The sequence below is a fragment of the Streptomyces sp. NPDC107521 genome (genome assembly GCF_055598485.1).
Window position 1 is genome coordinate 94,830 of sequence record NZ_JBVKAT010000025.1, and the last position, 14,233, is coordinate 109,062.

General features: G+C 75.1%; 10 protein-coding genes. 7 read left to right on the top strand and 3 right to left on the bottom strand.

Translation table 11 applies throughout. The features are described 5' to 3' along the window. Positions 1 to 301 precede the first annotated feature (301 nt). The 5 genes from ACZ7LB_RS28425 to ACZ7LB_RS28445 all read left to right on the top strand — a co-directional run bounded on the left by ACZ7LB_RS28425 (position 302) and on the right by ACZ7LB_RS28445 (position 5,754). Positions 302 to 3,019 carry a nitrate- and nitrite sensing domain-containing protein gene (locus tag ACZ7LB_RS28425; RefSeq protein WP_471472069.1) on the top strand — a complete coding sequence of 906 codons (2,718 nt, stop codon included), beginning with the start codon at positions 302 to 304 and terminating at the stop codon, positions 3,017 to 3,019. Further along, positions 3,016 to 3,450 (top strand): roadblock/LC7 domain-containing protein, encoded by a 435-nt coding sequence (locus tag ACZ7LB_RS28430; protein WP_471472070.1) that lies wholly within the window; start codon positions 3,016 to 3,018, stop codon positions 3,448 to 3,450. Before ACZ7LB_RS28425 ends, ACZ7LB_RS28430 begins: the two co-directional genes overlap by 4 nt. 9 nt (positions 3,451 to 3,459) lie before the next feature. Beyond that, entirely contained in the window at positions 3,460 to 3,855 is a 396-nt protein-coding gene (locus ACZ7LB_RS28435) for a DUF742 domain-containing protein (protein WP_471472071.1), read from the top strand. 37 nt (positions 3,856 to 3,892) lie between these two features. Next, positions 3,893 to 4,498, top strand: a complete 606-nt coding sequence (locus ACZ7LB_RS28440; RefSeq protein WP_471472072.1) for a GTP-binding protein — start codon at positions 3,893 to 3,895, stop codon at positions 4,496 to 4,498. Between the two features lie 722 nt (positions 4,499 to 5,220). Then, positions 5,221 to 5,754, top strand: coding sequence for an NUDIX domain-containing protein (locus ACZ7LB_RS28445; protein WP_471472073.1), 534 nt, complete (start codon positions 5,221 to 5,223; stop codon positions 5,752 to 5,754). Here the strand turns inward: ACZ7LB_RS28445 and ACZ7LB_RS28450 are convergent. Continuing rightward, a complete protein-coding gene (locus ACZ7LB_RS28450; protein WP_471472074.1) occupies positions 5,748 to 8,153 on the bottom strand; it encodes a glycoside hydrolase family 31 protein in 2,406 nt (801 codons plus the stop codon). The two genes, ACZ7LB_RS28445 and ACZ7LB_RS28450, sit on opposite strands and share 7 nt — an antisense overlap. Positions 8,154 to 8,367: 214 nt before the next feature. Between ACZ7LB_RS28450 and ACZ7LB_RS28455 the strand changes: the two genes are divergently transcribed. Together ACZ7LB_RS28455 and ACZ7LB_RS28460 are read left to right on the top strand one after the other, a co-directional pair. Further along, the gene (locus tag ACZ7LB_RS28455) at positions 8,368 to 10,335 is read left to right on the top strand and encodes an acetoacetate--CoA ligase (protein ID WP_471472075.1); all 1,968 of its coding nucleotides are present in this window, start codon (positions 8,368 to 8,370) and stop codon (positions 10,333 to 10,335) included. A gap of 173 nt (positions 10,336 to 10,508) precedes the next feature. Further along, positions 10,509 to 11,396 (top strand): hypothetical protein, encoded by an 888-nt coding sequence (locus ACZ7LB_RS28460; protein WP_471472076.1) that lies wholly within the window; start codon positions 10,509 to 10,511, stop codon positions 11,394 to 11,396. A 150-nt stretch (positions 11,397 to 11,546) separates the two neighbouring features. Here the strand turns inward: ACZ7LB_RS28460 and ptsP are convergent, their stop codons facing one another. Both ptsP and ACZ7LB_RS28470 read right to left on the bottom strand, forming a co-directional pair. Further along, entirely contained in the window at positions 11,547 to 13,217 is a 1,671-nt protein-coding gene (gene ptsP, locus ACZ7LB_RS28465; protein WP_471472077.1) for a phosphoenolpyruvate--protein phosphotransferase, read from the bottom strand. Positions 13,218 to 13,294: 77 nt separating this feature from the next. After that, the gene (locus ACZ7LB_RS28470; RefSeq protein ID WP_471472078.1) at positions 13,295 to 13,744 is read right to left on the bottom strand and encodes a PTS sugar transporter subunit IIA; all 450 of its coding nucleotides are present in this window, start codon (positions 13,742 to 13,744) and stop codon (positions 13,295 to 13,297) included. Positions 13,745 to 14,233 lie beyond the last annotated feature (489 nt).

Sequence of the window (14,233 nt, forward strand, 5' to 3'; positions counted from 1 at the left end):
TCCGCCCCGTCTCCCGTGAGGGAGGACGAACAGGGCGGCCCCGGAATTCCCGACGGTCCGCGGAGCGAAAAGTTCCGGCCAACCGGCGCGGCGGACCGGAGACGCCCGCCCCCGTGGAGAACCCAGGATACCGGGTGGCAATCTCCCCCAATGCCCCGACAACTCCCCACCGGTCGGACGCCGCGCGGAACTTCGCGTTCCGGACGTGTCTTCGAGTTACCCGCGTGTCGGTAGTAGGCTCGCGCCGTTTGTTGACGCATATGTGTACCCCTGATGGGCGGGGGTCGATCAGGGGGAGGCCATGCGCTTTCGCGGGAAGTCGATCCGCCGGAAGATCGTGGCGCTGCTCCTCGTGCCGCTGGTGTCCCTGACCGCGATCTGGGCCTTCGCCACGGTGCTCACCGGACGCGAGGCCGGCCGCCTGTTCAAGGTGTCGACCGTCGTCGAGAAGGTCGGCTACCCGGTCGAGGACACCGTCCGCGTCCTCCAGCAGGAGCGCCGCCAGACCCTCGTCCACCTCGCCGACCCGGACGCCTCCGGCAGCCTCACCGACCTGCGCCGCAGCCGCACCGCCACCGACGGCGCCATCGACGACGTCCGCCGCAACGCCGCCGTCCGCGACGTGCGCGAAGCGCTGAGCCGCACCGAGGACGACCGGCTGACCGTCCTGCTCGACGCCCTGGACGGCATCGACGCCCTGCGCCGCAGCGTCGAGGACGGCACCGTCGACCGGGACCAGGCCCTCGACCTCTACAACCGCCTCATCGAACCCTGCTTCGGACTGCTCGCCAACCTCCACGTCGCCAACGACGTCGAACTGGACAAGCAGTACCGCGCCCTCGTCAACATCTCCCGGGCCCGCGAACTGCTCTCCCGCGAGGACGCCCTGCTCGGCTCCGCCCTGATCACCGGGCGCCTCACCCGCTCCGAACTGCGCGACGTCTCCGACCTCGTGGCCCAGCGCACCGTGATGTACGGCACCAACCTGCCGCTGCTGCCCGCCAAGGACCGGGGCCGCTACGAGCGCTTCTGGCGGAACGCTTCCTCGGCGCCCCTGCGCGTCGCGGAGGAGGCCGCCCTCTCCTCCGGCGCCGGCACCCCGCACGGCGTCACCGCCCGGAGCTGGGACACCGCCGCCGGGGACGTGCTGTCCGAACTGGCCGGCCTCGACGACGACGCCGCCGACGCCTACCAGGACCGCGTCGAGCCGGTCGCCATGAACGTCATTCTCAAGGCCGTCGTCGCCGGCGCCCTCGGACTCGTCGCCCTGCTCTACTCCCTCTTCCAGTCCGTCCGCATCGGCCGCTCCCTCATCCGCGACCTGCGCAAGCTGCGCCTGGAGGCCCACGAGGCGTCCGGCGTCCGGCTGCCCGGCGTGATGCGGCGCCTGTCGGCGGGCGAGCAGGTCGACGTGGAGACCGAGGTCCCGCGCCTGGAGTACGACCGCAACGAGATGGGCGAGGTCGGCCAGGCGCTGAACACCCTCCAGCGCGCCGCCGTCGAGGCCGCCGTCAAGCAGGCCGAACTGCGCGCCGGGGTCTCCGAGGTCTTCGTCAACCTCGCCCGCCGCAGCCAGGTGCTCCTGCACAAGCAGCTCACCCTGCTCGACACCATGGAGCGCCGCACCGAGGACACCGAGGAACTCGCGGACCTCTTCCGCCTGGACCACCTGACCACCCGGATGCGCCGCCACGCCGAGGGCCTGGTGATCCTCTCCGGCGCCGCCCCCTCCCGGCAGTGGCGCAAGCCCGTCCAGCTCATGGACGTGGTGCGCGCCGCCGTCGCCGAGGTCGAGGACTACGAGCGCATCGAGGTCCGGCGGCTGCCCCGGCTCGCCGTCACCGGCCCCGCCGTCGCCGACCTCACCCACCTCGTCGCCGAACTCCTGGAGAACGCCACCGTGTTCTCCCCGCCCCACACCGCCGTGCAGGTCCTCGGGGAACGCGTCGCCAACGGCTTCACCCTGGAGATCCACGACCGGGGCCTCGGCATGGCGGCCGACGCGCTGCTCGACGCCAACCTGCGGCTCGCCGAGACCCCCGATTTCGAACTGTCGGACACCGACCGGCTCGGCCTCTTCGTGGTCAGCCGGCTCGCCCAGCGGCAGAACGTCCGCGTCTCCCTCCAGCCCTCCCCGTACGGCGGCACCACCGCGGTCGTCTTCGTCCCCGACGCGCTGCTGACCGACGACGCCCCCGACACCAACGGCCTCGGCTTCCGCCTGGACCGCCCCCGGCTCGGCAAGGACGGGGAGCGCGCCGACGGCCCGCTCTCCGGCATCTCCCGGGTCCCCTCGGGGCACCAGGGCCCGCTGGACGGACCGGTGGAGCTGGAGGCGCCGGTCGACCTGGACGCCCTCGACGACCTCCCGGACGGACTCGGCGGCCGCGACGGGGACCGGGGCGGCCCGTTCCGCAGGCGCCGCTCCCTGGCCGCCGCCACCGACGACGACGGCGCGGACGCCCCCGTACCGCTGCCGCGCCGCCGGACCCCCAAGCTGGTCAGCTCGCACGGCCGCCCGGTGCCCGAGCGGGAGCCCCGCGAGGAACCCGGCGAGTCCGGCCGCACCGACACGACCCGTCCCGACACGGCCCGGCCCGACCGCAGCCGCCCCGGCCCGCCCCGGCCGGGCGCCGCCGGTCCGGACCCCGAGGCGCCGCCGTCGCTCCCCTCCCGCCGCCGGGGGCCGTCCCCGGTGCGCGCGGAGGACCCCGGCGAGAACCCGCTGCCCCGGCGCGTCCGGCAGGCCAGCCTCGCCCCCCAGCTCAAGCGGACCCCGCGGCGACCCGCCGAGGAGGGCCCCACGGCCGCCGACCGGGACGCCGACGAGGTGCGCAGCCGGATGGCCGCCCTCCAGCGCGGCTGGCGGCGCGGACGCGAGGAGAACGCCGCCGAAGAGGCGGGGACCGAGGACGGCGGCACCGGCGGGACCACCGGACCACGGGCCCCCCGGGGCCCGGAAGCACCGCCCACGGCACCACACGCACCACGAGGAACGACTAAGGGGGACGGTCGATGACCGCACCGAAGACGACCGGCCACGCCGGCGTGAAATCCGGTGAACTGAACTGGCTGCTCGACGAGCTGGTGGACCGCGTCGCCAGCATCCGCAAGGCCGTCATCCTGTCCGGCGACGGCCTGGCGACCGGCACGTCCAAGGACCTGACGAGGGAGGACGGCGAGCACCTGGCCGCCGTGGCCTCCGGGTTCCACAGCCTCGCCAAGGGCGTGGGCCGCCACTTCGACGCCGGGAGCGTGCGGCAGACCGTCGTCGAACTCGACGACGCCTTCCTGTTCGTGACCGCCGCGGGCGACGGGAGCTGCCTCGCCGTCCTCTCCGACGCCGACTCCGACGTGGGCCAGGTCGCCTACGAGATGACCCTCCTCGTCAAACGGGTCGGTGCGCATCTGGCCACCTCCCCGCGCACCGACGTGCCCTCGGGCGGGTAGTGGGATGACATGAGTGCAGACGGTCAGGGAAGACACCACTGGTTCGACGACGAGGCAGGCCCCGTCGTCCGTCCGTACGCCATGACCCGGGGCCGCACCACCAGTGCGGCCCAGCACCGCCTCGACCTGATCGCGGTGGTCGTCGCGGAACCCGCCGCGGACGACGCGGAAGCGGATGCCACACTCTCCCCGGAACACGTGGACATCGCCGGACTGTGCCGGGAGACCCCGCAGTCGGTCGCCGAACTCGCCGCCGAACTCGACCTCCCCGTCGGGGTCGTGCGGGTCCTGGTCGGCGACCTCGTCGACGCGGAGCTGGTACACGTGAACCGGCCCGTGCCCCCGGCCGAACTGCCGGACGAGAGCATCCTGCGCGATGTGATCAACGGCCTGAGGGCGCTGTGAAGGACTCAGGGACTCTACGAACAGGAGACGGGATCGCATGAGGTTCGGGCGTTCTCAGCGGGGCAGGCCGCCGGTCGAGCCCGTGACGCTCAAGATCCTGGTGGCGGGCGGCTTCGGCGTGGGCAAGACCACCCTCGTCGGCGCGGTCAGCGAGATCAGGCCGCTGCGGACCGAGGAGCTGCTCACCGAGGTGAGCCGCCCGGTCGACGACCTCAGCGGGGTGGAGCGCAAGCACACCACCACCGTGGCCATGGACTTCGGCCGCATCACGCTCCGCGAGGACCTGGTGCTGTACCTGTTCGGCACCCCGGGCCAGGAGCGGTTCTGGTTCATGTGGGACGAGCTGTCCGAGGGAGCCCTCGGCGCCGTCGTCCTCGCCGACACCCGCCGCCTGGAGGACTGCTTCGCGGCCGTCGACTACTTCGAACGGCGCGCCATCCCGTTCCTCGTGGCCGTCAACTGCTTCGAGGGATCCGACCGTTACCCCGAGGACATGGTCCGCCAGGCCCTGGACCTCGACCCGGCCGTGCCCCTGGTGCTGTGCGACGCCCGCGACCGGGAGTCGGCCAAGGAGGTCCTCATCGGCGTGGTGGAGCACGCCATGGCCCAGGCGGCGGAGCGGCGCCGGGCCCTCTCCCGCTAGAGGACCGGACCGGACGGCCGGCCCGACGGACGCCACCGGGCGGAGCGGGCCCGTCCGCGCGGCCCCGGGGAGCGCCGGCGCGGGCGGACCGGGCGCCCTCGACGGCCCGTCCGGTACCGTCCGGCGGACCGGGGCGCCCACCGACGACCCGTGCGGAGGCGCTCGCCTCCGCCACGGCGGCGCGCGCCCGCGCACGGCGCCGCGCAGCACCGCCCGGCGCCCGGCGGCAGGAACGGCGGGGAAACCGACGAGGATCCCGGCGAGGTCCCCCGCGGAGCCCCCGCCCGGCGCTTCCGGGGCCCCGCCGCGCAGCGGACGGCCGCCCGCCCGGCCCCGCCGCGCGCGGGTCCGGCACCCGCCCCCGGCACCCGCCCCCGGCACCCACCCGGCGGCCCCCTGGGGGAACGACGACCAGCCGTTCGCCACCCTGGAGGCGTTCACCCCGGCGCGGTTCGCGTACTTCCGCAAGGTGCCGACCACCCGCCCGGGGATGGAGCTCAAGGGCCTGAAGGCGCTGGACACCGGCTGCGGCGGCGGTCTGCCGGCCGAGCTGTCCGCCGGCGCGGGCCGCGACGTGACCGGGACGGCCCCGCCCGGGCCCTCGCCGCGGCCGGGCACGCGCCGCCTCCCCGAGCACCGCCCCGCCGCGCCAATCCGCCCCCGCGCCCCGCCCGCAGGGCCCCCGGCGGCTCCCGGCCCGGAGATCGGATACAGTCCGCCGCGTGTCCGAAACCGAAGACTCCGTTCCCAACTCGGCGCCGAATTCCCACTGTTCGGCCTGCGGCCTGCCCTACGGAGAGGGCGACACCGGCGGCCCCCGCACCTGCGCCGGGTGCGGCACCACCGCCTACCGCAACCCGCTGCCCGTCGCGGTGGCGCTCCAGCCCGTGTACGACACCCGGGGCACCGGCCTGGTCGTCATCACCCGGTCCGTGGAGCCGGAGCGCGGGGGAGTGGCCCTGCCCGGCGGCTTCGTCGACGAACGGGAGGACTGGCGGCACGCCGTCGTCAGGGAACTCCGGGAGGAGACCGGCATCGAGGCGGCGGGCCGCGACGTACGGCTCGCCGACGCCATGAGCTCCCCCGACGGCCATCTGCTCGTCTTCGGGCTCCTCCCGGAACGCCCCGCCGACGCCCTGCCCCCCTCGGCCCCCACCGACGAGACCGAGGGCCGCCACATCCTGCGCGAACCCGCGGAACTCGCCTTCCCCCTGCACACCCTGGCCGTACGGGCCTGGTTCGAGGGCCGCTACTGAGCGGGCCGGACCGGCGGCGGGGGCCGCCACCGGGCGGACGCCCCGTCCGCCCCCAGCCCCCGCACCCGCACCGGACGGGACGGCGCGCGGCCGCCGTCCCCGTCCTCCCGCTCCACCACCAGCCGCCGGCCCCGCCAGCGGGCGGTGTAGCGCTCCGGCTCCGCCCCGTCCCGCCCGCCGTCCGGGTCCGGCACCACCAGCCCGCCCCCGGCCGACCCCGGGGCGGGCGCCCACACCTCCAGCTCCAGCCCGCCGTCCGCCCCGCGCACCGGCACCACCGACCCCGCCCGCGCGAACACCGGGATCCGGTCCGGCGGGGCGTCCACCGCCACCCGCACCGGCCCCTCGTACGCCCGCTCCGTCGCCGTGTCGTACCAGCGCCCCCGGGGCAGCCGCACCGTCCGTCGCTCCACCCCCGGCTCGCACACCGGCGCCACCAGCAGGCAGTCGCCCAGCGTGAACGCGTCCTCGCAGTCCCGCAGCTCCCGGTCCTCCGGCGCCGACCACCACAGCGGCCGCACCCAGGGCGCCCCCGTCCGCCGAGCCCCGTGCGCCAGCGCCACGAAGTACGGCAGCAGCCGCCGCCGCTCGGCGAACACCGCCCGCGCCCCCTCCAGCACCCGCGCGTCGCCCTCCCACGGCTCACCGGCCCCCGGCCCCGCCCCCCGGGTGCGGAACAGCGGCAGATACGCGCCGAGCTGCAGCCACCGCAGATACAGCTCCGGCGACATCCGCCCGCCCGGGCCGCCCGTGTCCGGCCCCGCGTACGGCACCCCGCACAGCCCGAGCCCCAGCACCAGCGCCAGCGACGCCCGCAGCGCCGGCCAGCCCTCGGCGGGCGCCGCCGACCACACCCCGCCGTAGCGCTGCGTCCCCGCCCATCCCGAGCGCGACAGCACGAACGGCCGCTCCTCCGGAGCCGGCCGCCGCAGCGCCTCGTACCCGGCCCGCGCCATGCACAGGGCGTAGACGTTGTGCGCCTCCCGGTGGTCCCCGCCCCGCCCCTCCAGCCCGTGCCGGGCCGAGCGCGGCAGCGTCGACCCGCCGAACGCTGCCAGCGACACCGGCTCGTCACCGTCGTGCCGCACCCCCGCGAAACCCTGCCCCAGCCGCTCCGCGTAGAAGCCGCCCCACCAGGTGCGCACCCCGTCCCGCGTGAAGTCCGGGAACACCACCTCACCGTCGCGCCCCACCCCCCGCACGACCTCCCCGGCGGCTCCCCGCACGAACACGTCCCCGGCCGCCCCGGCGTCGTACACCGCGTGCCCGGGCACCGCCGGCACCCCTGGCGCCACGGCCGACACCAGCCGCACCCCGTCCCGCCGCAACTCCTCCGCCAGCGCCGGAAGCTCGGGGAACCGCTCCCCGCCGACCGTGAACACCCCGCCCGCCTCCGCGTGCCCGAGGTCCAGGTGCACCGCGTCCAGCGCCAGCCCCCGGCCCAGGTGCCCGGCCACGGCCCGCCGCACCTCCGCCGCGCCCCCCGCGCCCCCCGGCGCGTGCTGATGGCCCAGCGCCCACGCCGGCGGCAGCGCCGCCGCCCCCGTCAGCGACGCCCAGATCCGGAGCACCCGGGCCGGCGTCCCCACCACCACCCAGCAGCGCAGCGGACCGCCCGCCATCCGCAGCACGCTCCGCCCCGGCCGGTCGTGCCCCGACCCCGCCCCCTCCTCGCCCTCCCGCAGGGTCACCGTGCCGTCCCACCCGCAGTCGTGGAACACCAGGTGCGTCCCCGCGTCCGCCACCACCAGCTGCACCGGCATCGTCACCGAGGACGCCCCGCCCCCGCGGCCCGGCTCCGGAGCCTCGTTCCACAGCCGGTACGCGCCGTCCCGCAGCCGGGGCCCGCGGGACCGCCCCCCGAGCCCGAAGAACCGGGCGTCCGCCGCCACCTCCGACCGCTGCGTCCAGCGCGCCGCGCCGCCGCCCACCGGCTCCCACCACCGGGGCGGCAGCTCCCGGCGCAGCACCACACCGCCCGGTGTGCGCACCTCGACGGAGCCCCGGCGGCACACGGCCACCGTCACCCGCTCGGCCACCACCCGCCAGCCGCCGTCCTTGTCCGGCTCCAGCACCGCCCGGGGATCCGGCTCCGGACACCGGCCCGACACCGCGTACGACGGCTCCGGCCCGGCCCCGTCCCACCCCCAGAACACCGCCCCGTTCACCGCCACGAAGACCCGCAGCCACGCGCGCCCGAACCGCACCACGCCGCCACCCGGCCCGGGCTCCGCGCCCCGCACCGCCCCCGGCACCCGGGCCCGCTCCGCGCCCCGGGGCCCCGGGAGCGGCGCGTCGGCGCGCCGCCCGCGCCACACCGCCCGCGCGGTCCGCCAGCCCAGAGCCGGACCCGCCGAGCCGACCGCCCTCACCGAACGCACCAGGTCACGACCGTTCATGCCGCTCACCCTGCCATCCGCCGCGCCGTACGCGGGCCCCGTTCAACTGCCGTTCATCTGTCACCGGCCCACATCCGGCCGCCGCCAGGTGTGTGGGACGCGCCCTGGTGCTGAAGTCGATCACGTGGCATCGTCCCTGTCAGCCGCGGCACGCGCTCACTCCGCCCGTGCGCGGATGGACGCACACGACGCGCACAGTCCGGGAGCCCCCACCATGCCGACCGAGAACCCCCAGCCGCTCTGGCAGCCCGACCCGCGCCGGATCGCCGACGCCCGGATCACCAGGTTCCAGGCCTGGGCGGCCGAACACCACGGCGCCCCCGCCGACGGCGGCTACCCGGCCCTGCACCGCTGGTCCGTCGAGCGGCTGGACACCTTCTGGGAGGCGCTCACCCAGTGGTTCGACGTGCGGTTCTCCACGCCCCCCACCGCCGTGCTGGGCGACCGCGCCATGCCCGGCGCCCAGTGGTTCCCCGGCGCCACCCTCAACTACGCCGAGCACGCCCTGCGCGCCGCCGCCACCCGCCCGGACGAACCCGCGCTGCTGCACCTCGACGAGACCCACGGCCCGCACCCCGTCACCTGGGCCGAACTGCGCCGCCGGGTCGGCTCCCTCGCCGCCGAGCTGCGTGCCCTCGGCGTCCGCCCCGGCGACCGGGTCAGCGGCTACCTCCCGAACATTCCCGAGGCCGTCGTCGCCCTCCTGGCCGCCGCCGCGGTCGGCGCCGTCTGGACCTCCTGCGCCCCCGACTTCGGCGCCCGCAGCGTCCTCGACCGCTTCCAGCAGGTCGAGCCCGTCGTCCTGTTCGCCGTCGACGGCTACCACTACGGCGGCAAGCGCCACGAGCGCCACGACACCGTCGCCGAACTCCGCCGCGAACTGCCCACCCTGCGGGCCGTCGTCCACGTCCCGCTCCTCGGCACCCCGGCCCCCGAGGGCACCCTGGAATGGGCGGCCCTCACCGCGGCCGACACGGAGCCCGTCTTCGAGCAGGTCCCCTTCGACCACCCCCTGTGGGTGCTCTACTCCTCCGGCACCACCGGCCTGCCCAAGGCCATCGTCCAGTCCCAGGGCGGCATCCTCGTCGAGCACCTCAAGCAGCTCGGCCTGCACTGCGACCTCGGCCCCGGCGACCGCTTCTTCTGGTACACCTCGACCGGCTGGATGATGTGGAACTTCCTCGTCTCCGGCCTGCTCACCGGCACCACGATCGTCCTCTACGACGGCAGCCCCGGCCACCCCGACACCGGCGCCCAGTGGCGCATCGCCGAAGCCACCGGCGCGACCCTCTACGGCACCTCCGCCGCCTACGTCATGGCCTGCCGCAAGGCCGGCGTCCACCCGGGCCGCGACCACGACCTCTCCACCGTCCGCTGCGTCGCCACCACCGGCTCCCCGCTGCCGCCCGACGGCTTCCGCTGGCTGCACGACGAGGTCCGCGACGACCTCTGGATCGCCTCCGTCAGCGGCGGCACCGACGTCTGCTCCTGCTTCGCCGGAGCCGTCCCCACCCTGCCCGTCCACATCGGCGAACTCCAGGCCCCCGGCCTCGGCACTGACCTCCAGTCCTGGGACCCCGACGGCAACCCCCTCGTCGACGAGGTCGGCGAACTCGTCGTCACCAACCCCATGCCCTCCATGCCGGTCCGCTTCTGGAACGACCCCGACGGCAGCCGCTACCACGACAGCTACTTCGACACCTACCCCGGCGTCTGGCGGCACGGCGACTGGATCACCCTGACGTCCCGCGGCTCCGTCGTCATCCACGGCCGCTCCGACTCCACGCTCAACCGCCAGGGCGTCCGGATGGGCTCGGCCGACATCTACGAGGCCGTCGAGCGGCTGCCCGAGATCCGGGAGTCCCTCGTCATCGGCGTCGAACAGCCCGACGGCGGCTATTGGATGCCCCTGTTCGTCCACCTCGCCCCCGGCGCCCGGCTCGACGAGGACCTGCTCCGCCGCATCAGGCTCACCATCCGCGAACAGCTCTCCCCCCGCCACGTCCCCGACGAGGTCATCGAGGTCCCCGGCGTCCCGCACACCCTCACCGGCAAGCGCATCGAGGTCCCCGTCAAACGGCTCCTCCAGGGCACCCCGCTGGAGAAGGCCGTCAACCCCGGCTCCGTCGACGACCTGGCCCTCCTCCACTTCTACGAGAAGCTCGCCCGCGAACGCGCCTGACCGCTCCCCCCCCGGACCGGCCGCCGCACCCCTGCGGCCCGGCTGGCCGGTCCGCACCGCACCCCGGCGGCCCGGCGGCCGGTCCGCACCGCCCCGCCGCCTGCCGGGGCCCCGCTGTCAGTGCCCCCGGTTACGGTGAGTGAGCATCGATCGACCGCGCACAGGGGGACACCATGGCGGACACCGACCGGACCACGCGACGCGTCCTGCGCCGCGAGATCGCCGGCACCATCGGACTGCTCACCGACGAGCACGACTTCCGCGCCATGCGGCACTACCGCAGCTTCACCTTCCACGACCACACCGCCTACCTCCGGAACGTCGAGGCCCTGCTCAGGGACCGGGCCTCCCGGGGCAGCCACACCAACGTCGCCCTCTTCGACCCGGAGGAGTACGCCTGGTTCTGCTCCACCACCGGACTCGACCCCGACGCCCCCGCCAGCCGGACCCGCTTCACCGCCGAACTGGCCTGCACCGGACCCACCGTCCCCTACGAGGGCCAGCCGCTGGCCGAACTGCTCCCCGCCCTCGTCGGCGAAGCCGTCCGCCGGGCCACCCAGGAGTACGCGGCGATCCTGCTCGACCGCCTCGGCCCCTGCCCCACCTGCGGCGAGGACCTCGGCCGGGCCGCCTTCGCCCGCGCCTCCCACCTGGTCCTGCGCATCCTCGAAACCGCCCCGCCCGGCCGCAAACACCTCGTATGCAGCATCCAGGGCGCCCCGGAGAACCTCGTCTCCGTCCTCCGCACCGACGCCGCCGCCGGCCCCCCGCGCCTCGACGAGGCCGAGGCCCTCGAATTCACCAGCGTCCTGGCCCTCGGCCTGGCCACCCACAGCCCCGGCGGCCTCGTCCTCCGCGCCACCACCCCCGGCCGCCCCGACCGCATCCACGGCTGGCGGCTGCGCGGCCCCGGCCTCCAGCCCCTCACCGCCGGCGAGGTCTTCGACGCCTACTGCACCGACGCCGAGTCCGGCGAGCTGATCGCCCCCGAGTCCAACGTCGACTACTGCGCCCCGCCCGACCTCGGCGAGGACCCCGACCCGCCGGGACACCACCACTGAACGGACGAGGGGCGCCCCACCCGTGGGCGGAGCGCCCCTCACCGGGACGACGGCGGCGGAAGCACCGCGCCCTCCGGCGCTGGGGTCTTCCGTTTGGACCGGGCCGGACCGGCCGACCCCGCGAGCCGCGCATGATCCGAACGAGAGGCCCTAGTCGCCGGACAGCACCGCCCGGGCGGCCTCCCGCGCGTCCTCGGCGCTGTCCTGCGCCCGCGCCGCCGCCGCGGCCCGCTCGCACTGCGCCAGCGTGTACTTCGCCAGTTCTGCCCGGACATAGGGGAGCGAGGCGGCGCCCATGGACAGGGAGGTGACCCCCAGACCGGCCAGCACACACGCCAGCAGCGGGTCCGAGGCCGCCTCGCCGCAGACACCGCAGCTCTTGTCCTCGGCCTTGGCCGCCTCGGCGGACACCGCGACCAGGTCGAGCAGCGCGGGCTGCCACGGGTCCTGGAGCCGGGACACCGCGCCGACCTGGCGGTCCGCGGCGAAGGTGTACTGCGCCAGGTCGTTCGTCCCCAGCGACAGGAACTCGACCTCCTGGAGGATCGAGCGCGCCCGCAGCGCGGCCGACGGGATCTCCACCATGGCACCGAACTTCGCCCGCAGCCCGGCCTCCCGGCAGGCGTCCGCGAACGCCCTGGCGTCGGTGCGGTCGGCCACCATCGGCGCCATGACCTCCAGGTACACCGGCAGCCCCTCGGCGGCCTTCGCCAGCGCCGTGAGCTGGGTGCGCAGCACCTCCGGGTGGTCCAGCAGCGACCGCAGGCCGCGCACACCCAGCGCCGGGTTCGGCTCGTCGGCCGGGGTGAGGAAGTCCAGCGGCTTGTCGGCGCCCGCGTCCAGGACCCGCACCACCACCCGGCTCTCCGGGAACGCCTCCAGCACCTGCCGGTAGGCGGCGACCTGCTTCTCCTCGGACGGCGCGCTCGCGCTGTCGTCCAGGAACAGGAACTCGGTGCGGAACAGGCCGACGCCCTCCGCCCCGGCCGCCACCGCCGCCGGCACGTCCGCCGGGCCGCCGACGTTCGCCAGCAGCGGCACCTTGTGACCGTCCGAGGTCGCGCCCGGCCCGGTCGCCGCGGACAGCGCCGCCCTGCGCTCGGCGGCCGCGGCCTCCAGCCGCGCCCGCTCCTCGTCGCCCGGGTTCACGAAGATCTCGCCGCTGCCGCCGTCGACGGCGATCACGGTGCCCTCGGGCAGCTCACCGGCGCGCGGCAGCGCCACCACGGCCGGCACACCCAGGGCGCGGGCCAGGATGGCGCTGTGGCTGGTCGGCCCGCCCTCCTCGGTGACGAAGCCGAGCACCAGGGCGGGGTCCAGCAGCGCCGTGTCGGCGGGCGCCAGGTCCCGCGCGACCAGTACGTACGGCTCGTCGCTGTCCGGCACACCGGGCATCGGCACGCCGAGGAGCCGGGCGACGATGCGGTTGCGCACGTCGTCCAGGTCGGCCACACGGCCCGCCAGGTACTCCCCGGCGGCGGCCAGCAAATCCCGGTAGGCGGCGAAGGCGTCGTAGACCGCGCGCTCCGCGGTGCTGCCGGCGGTGACCCGCCGCTCCACGTCGGCCATCAGCTCGGGGTCCTGGGCCATCAGGGCCTGGGCCTCCAGGACGGCCTGGGCCTCACCGCCCGCCAGGTTCCCGCGCGCCGTCAGATCCGCGGCGACGGCGTCCACGGCCTTGCGGGCCCGCCCCTGCTCGTGCTCCGCGTCCTCGGGAGCGATCCGCTTGGCCGGCGGCTCCAGCACCGCCGTCCCCATGTGCCGAACCTCGCCGATCGCCACACCGTGGCTCACACCGACGCCTCGCAGCGTTGTCTCCATCTCACCCGTCTCCGATAGTGCGGCGGGCCCGGCCGCCGCGGTGGTTGTGGTGCCGGCCGTCGAGGACGGCGCCGGTGTCAGCTCCAGAGGAAGAGGGTCTCGCCGGCCTTGACCTCGCCGTCCTCACGGAGTTCGGACAGGGCCTCGGCGGTCGCCTCCAGGGCCACGACGGGGCAGATCGGCGACTTGCCCGCGGCCTCGACGGCGGCCGGGTCCCAGCGCACCACGCTCTGGCCGCGGGTGACGGTGTCGCCCTTGCCGACCAGCAGCTCGAAGCCCTCGCCGTTGAGCTGGACGGTGTCGATACCGAGGTGGGTCAGCACCCCGTGGCCGCTCTCGTCGACGACGACGAAGGCGTGGGGGTGGAGGGAGACGATGACCCCGTCCACGGGGGAGACGGCCTCGGAGGGCTCGCGTACGGGGTCGATGGCGGTGCCGGGGCCGACCATGGCCCCGGAGAAGACCGGGTCGGGCACGGCGGCCAGTCCGATGGCGCGTCCGGTGAGCGGGGACGACACGGTGGTCATGGGAAGCCTCCCAGGGGTGGAGATCCTTACGGGCCGTCACTACCTGTCCCGGACGGCACACTGTGCAGCAGGGTATGTCATAGGAACAGACGGTTCCGCATGAATGCTCACGAATAGAGGTCTAGACCACAGTCCTCATCGATTTGCACCCGTTCCCGAGTTCCGTGTACTGTCGCTAGTCCTGCCCGGGGCTGAGGGATGCGAGCGAAGCGTCCTGCTCCGACAGGTACCCAACCCGCCAGATCCTAACTCCGGATCGGCTCAGCCATGCCCGCAGGGCGGTGGTCGGAGGCTCCGGAAAAGCCTGGTAGTGTTGGAAACACCGAAGGGAAGCGCCCGGAGGAAAGCCGCGAGAAATGATTTCTCGGGTGAGTACGAAGGAAGCGTCCGTTCTTTGAGAACTCAACAGCGTGCCAAAAGTCAACGCCAGATATGTTGATACCCCGACCCGATCGGATCTCCGACCGGGTTGAGGTTCCTTTGAAACAC

Bases quoted from the DNA above. Each gene is read 5' to 3' on its own strand.
- ACZ7LB_RS28425 (WP_471472069.1), top strand. From the start codon at position 302: ATGCGCTTTCGCGGGAAGTCGATCCGCCGGAAGATCGTGGCGCTGCTC.
- ACZ7LB_RS28430 (WP_471472070.1), top strand. From the start codon at position 3,016: ATGACCGCACCGAAGACGACCGGCCACGCCGGCGTGAAATCCGGTGAA.
- ACZ7LB_RS28435 (WP_471472071.1), top strand. From the start codon at position 3,460: ATGAGTGCAGACGGTCAGGGAAGACACCACTGGTTCGACGACGAGGCA.
- ACZ7LB_RS28440 (WP_471472072.1), top strand. From the start codon at position 3,893: ATGAGGTTCGGGCGTTCTCAGCGGGGCAGGCCGCCGGTCGAGCCCGTG.
- ACZ7LB_RS28450 (WP_471472074.1), bottom strand. From the start codon at position 8,153: ATGAACGGTCGTGACCTGGTGCGTTCGGTGAGGGCGGTCGGCTCGGCG.
- ACZ7LB_RS28455 (WP_471472075.1), top strand. From the start codon at position 8,368: ATGCCGACCGAGAACCCCCAGCCGCTCTGGCAGCCCGACCCGCGCCGG.
- ACZ7LB_RS28460 (WP_471472076.1), top strand. From the start codon at position 10,509: ATGGCGGACACCGACCGGACCACGCGACGCGTCCTGCGCCGCGAGATC.
- ptsP (WP_471472077.1), bottom strand. From the start codon at position 13,217: ATGGAGACAACGCTGCGAGGCGTCGGTGTGAGCCACGGTGTGGCGATC.
- ACZ7LB_RS28470 (WP_471472078.1), bottom strand. From the start codon at position 13,744: ATGACCACCGTGTCGTCCCCGCTCACCGGACGCGCCATCGGACTGGCC.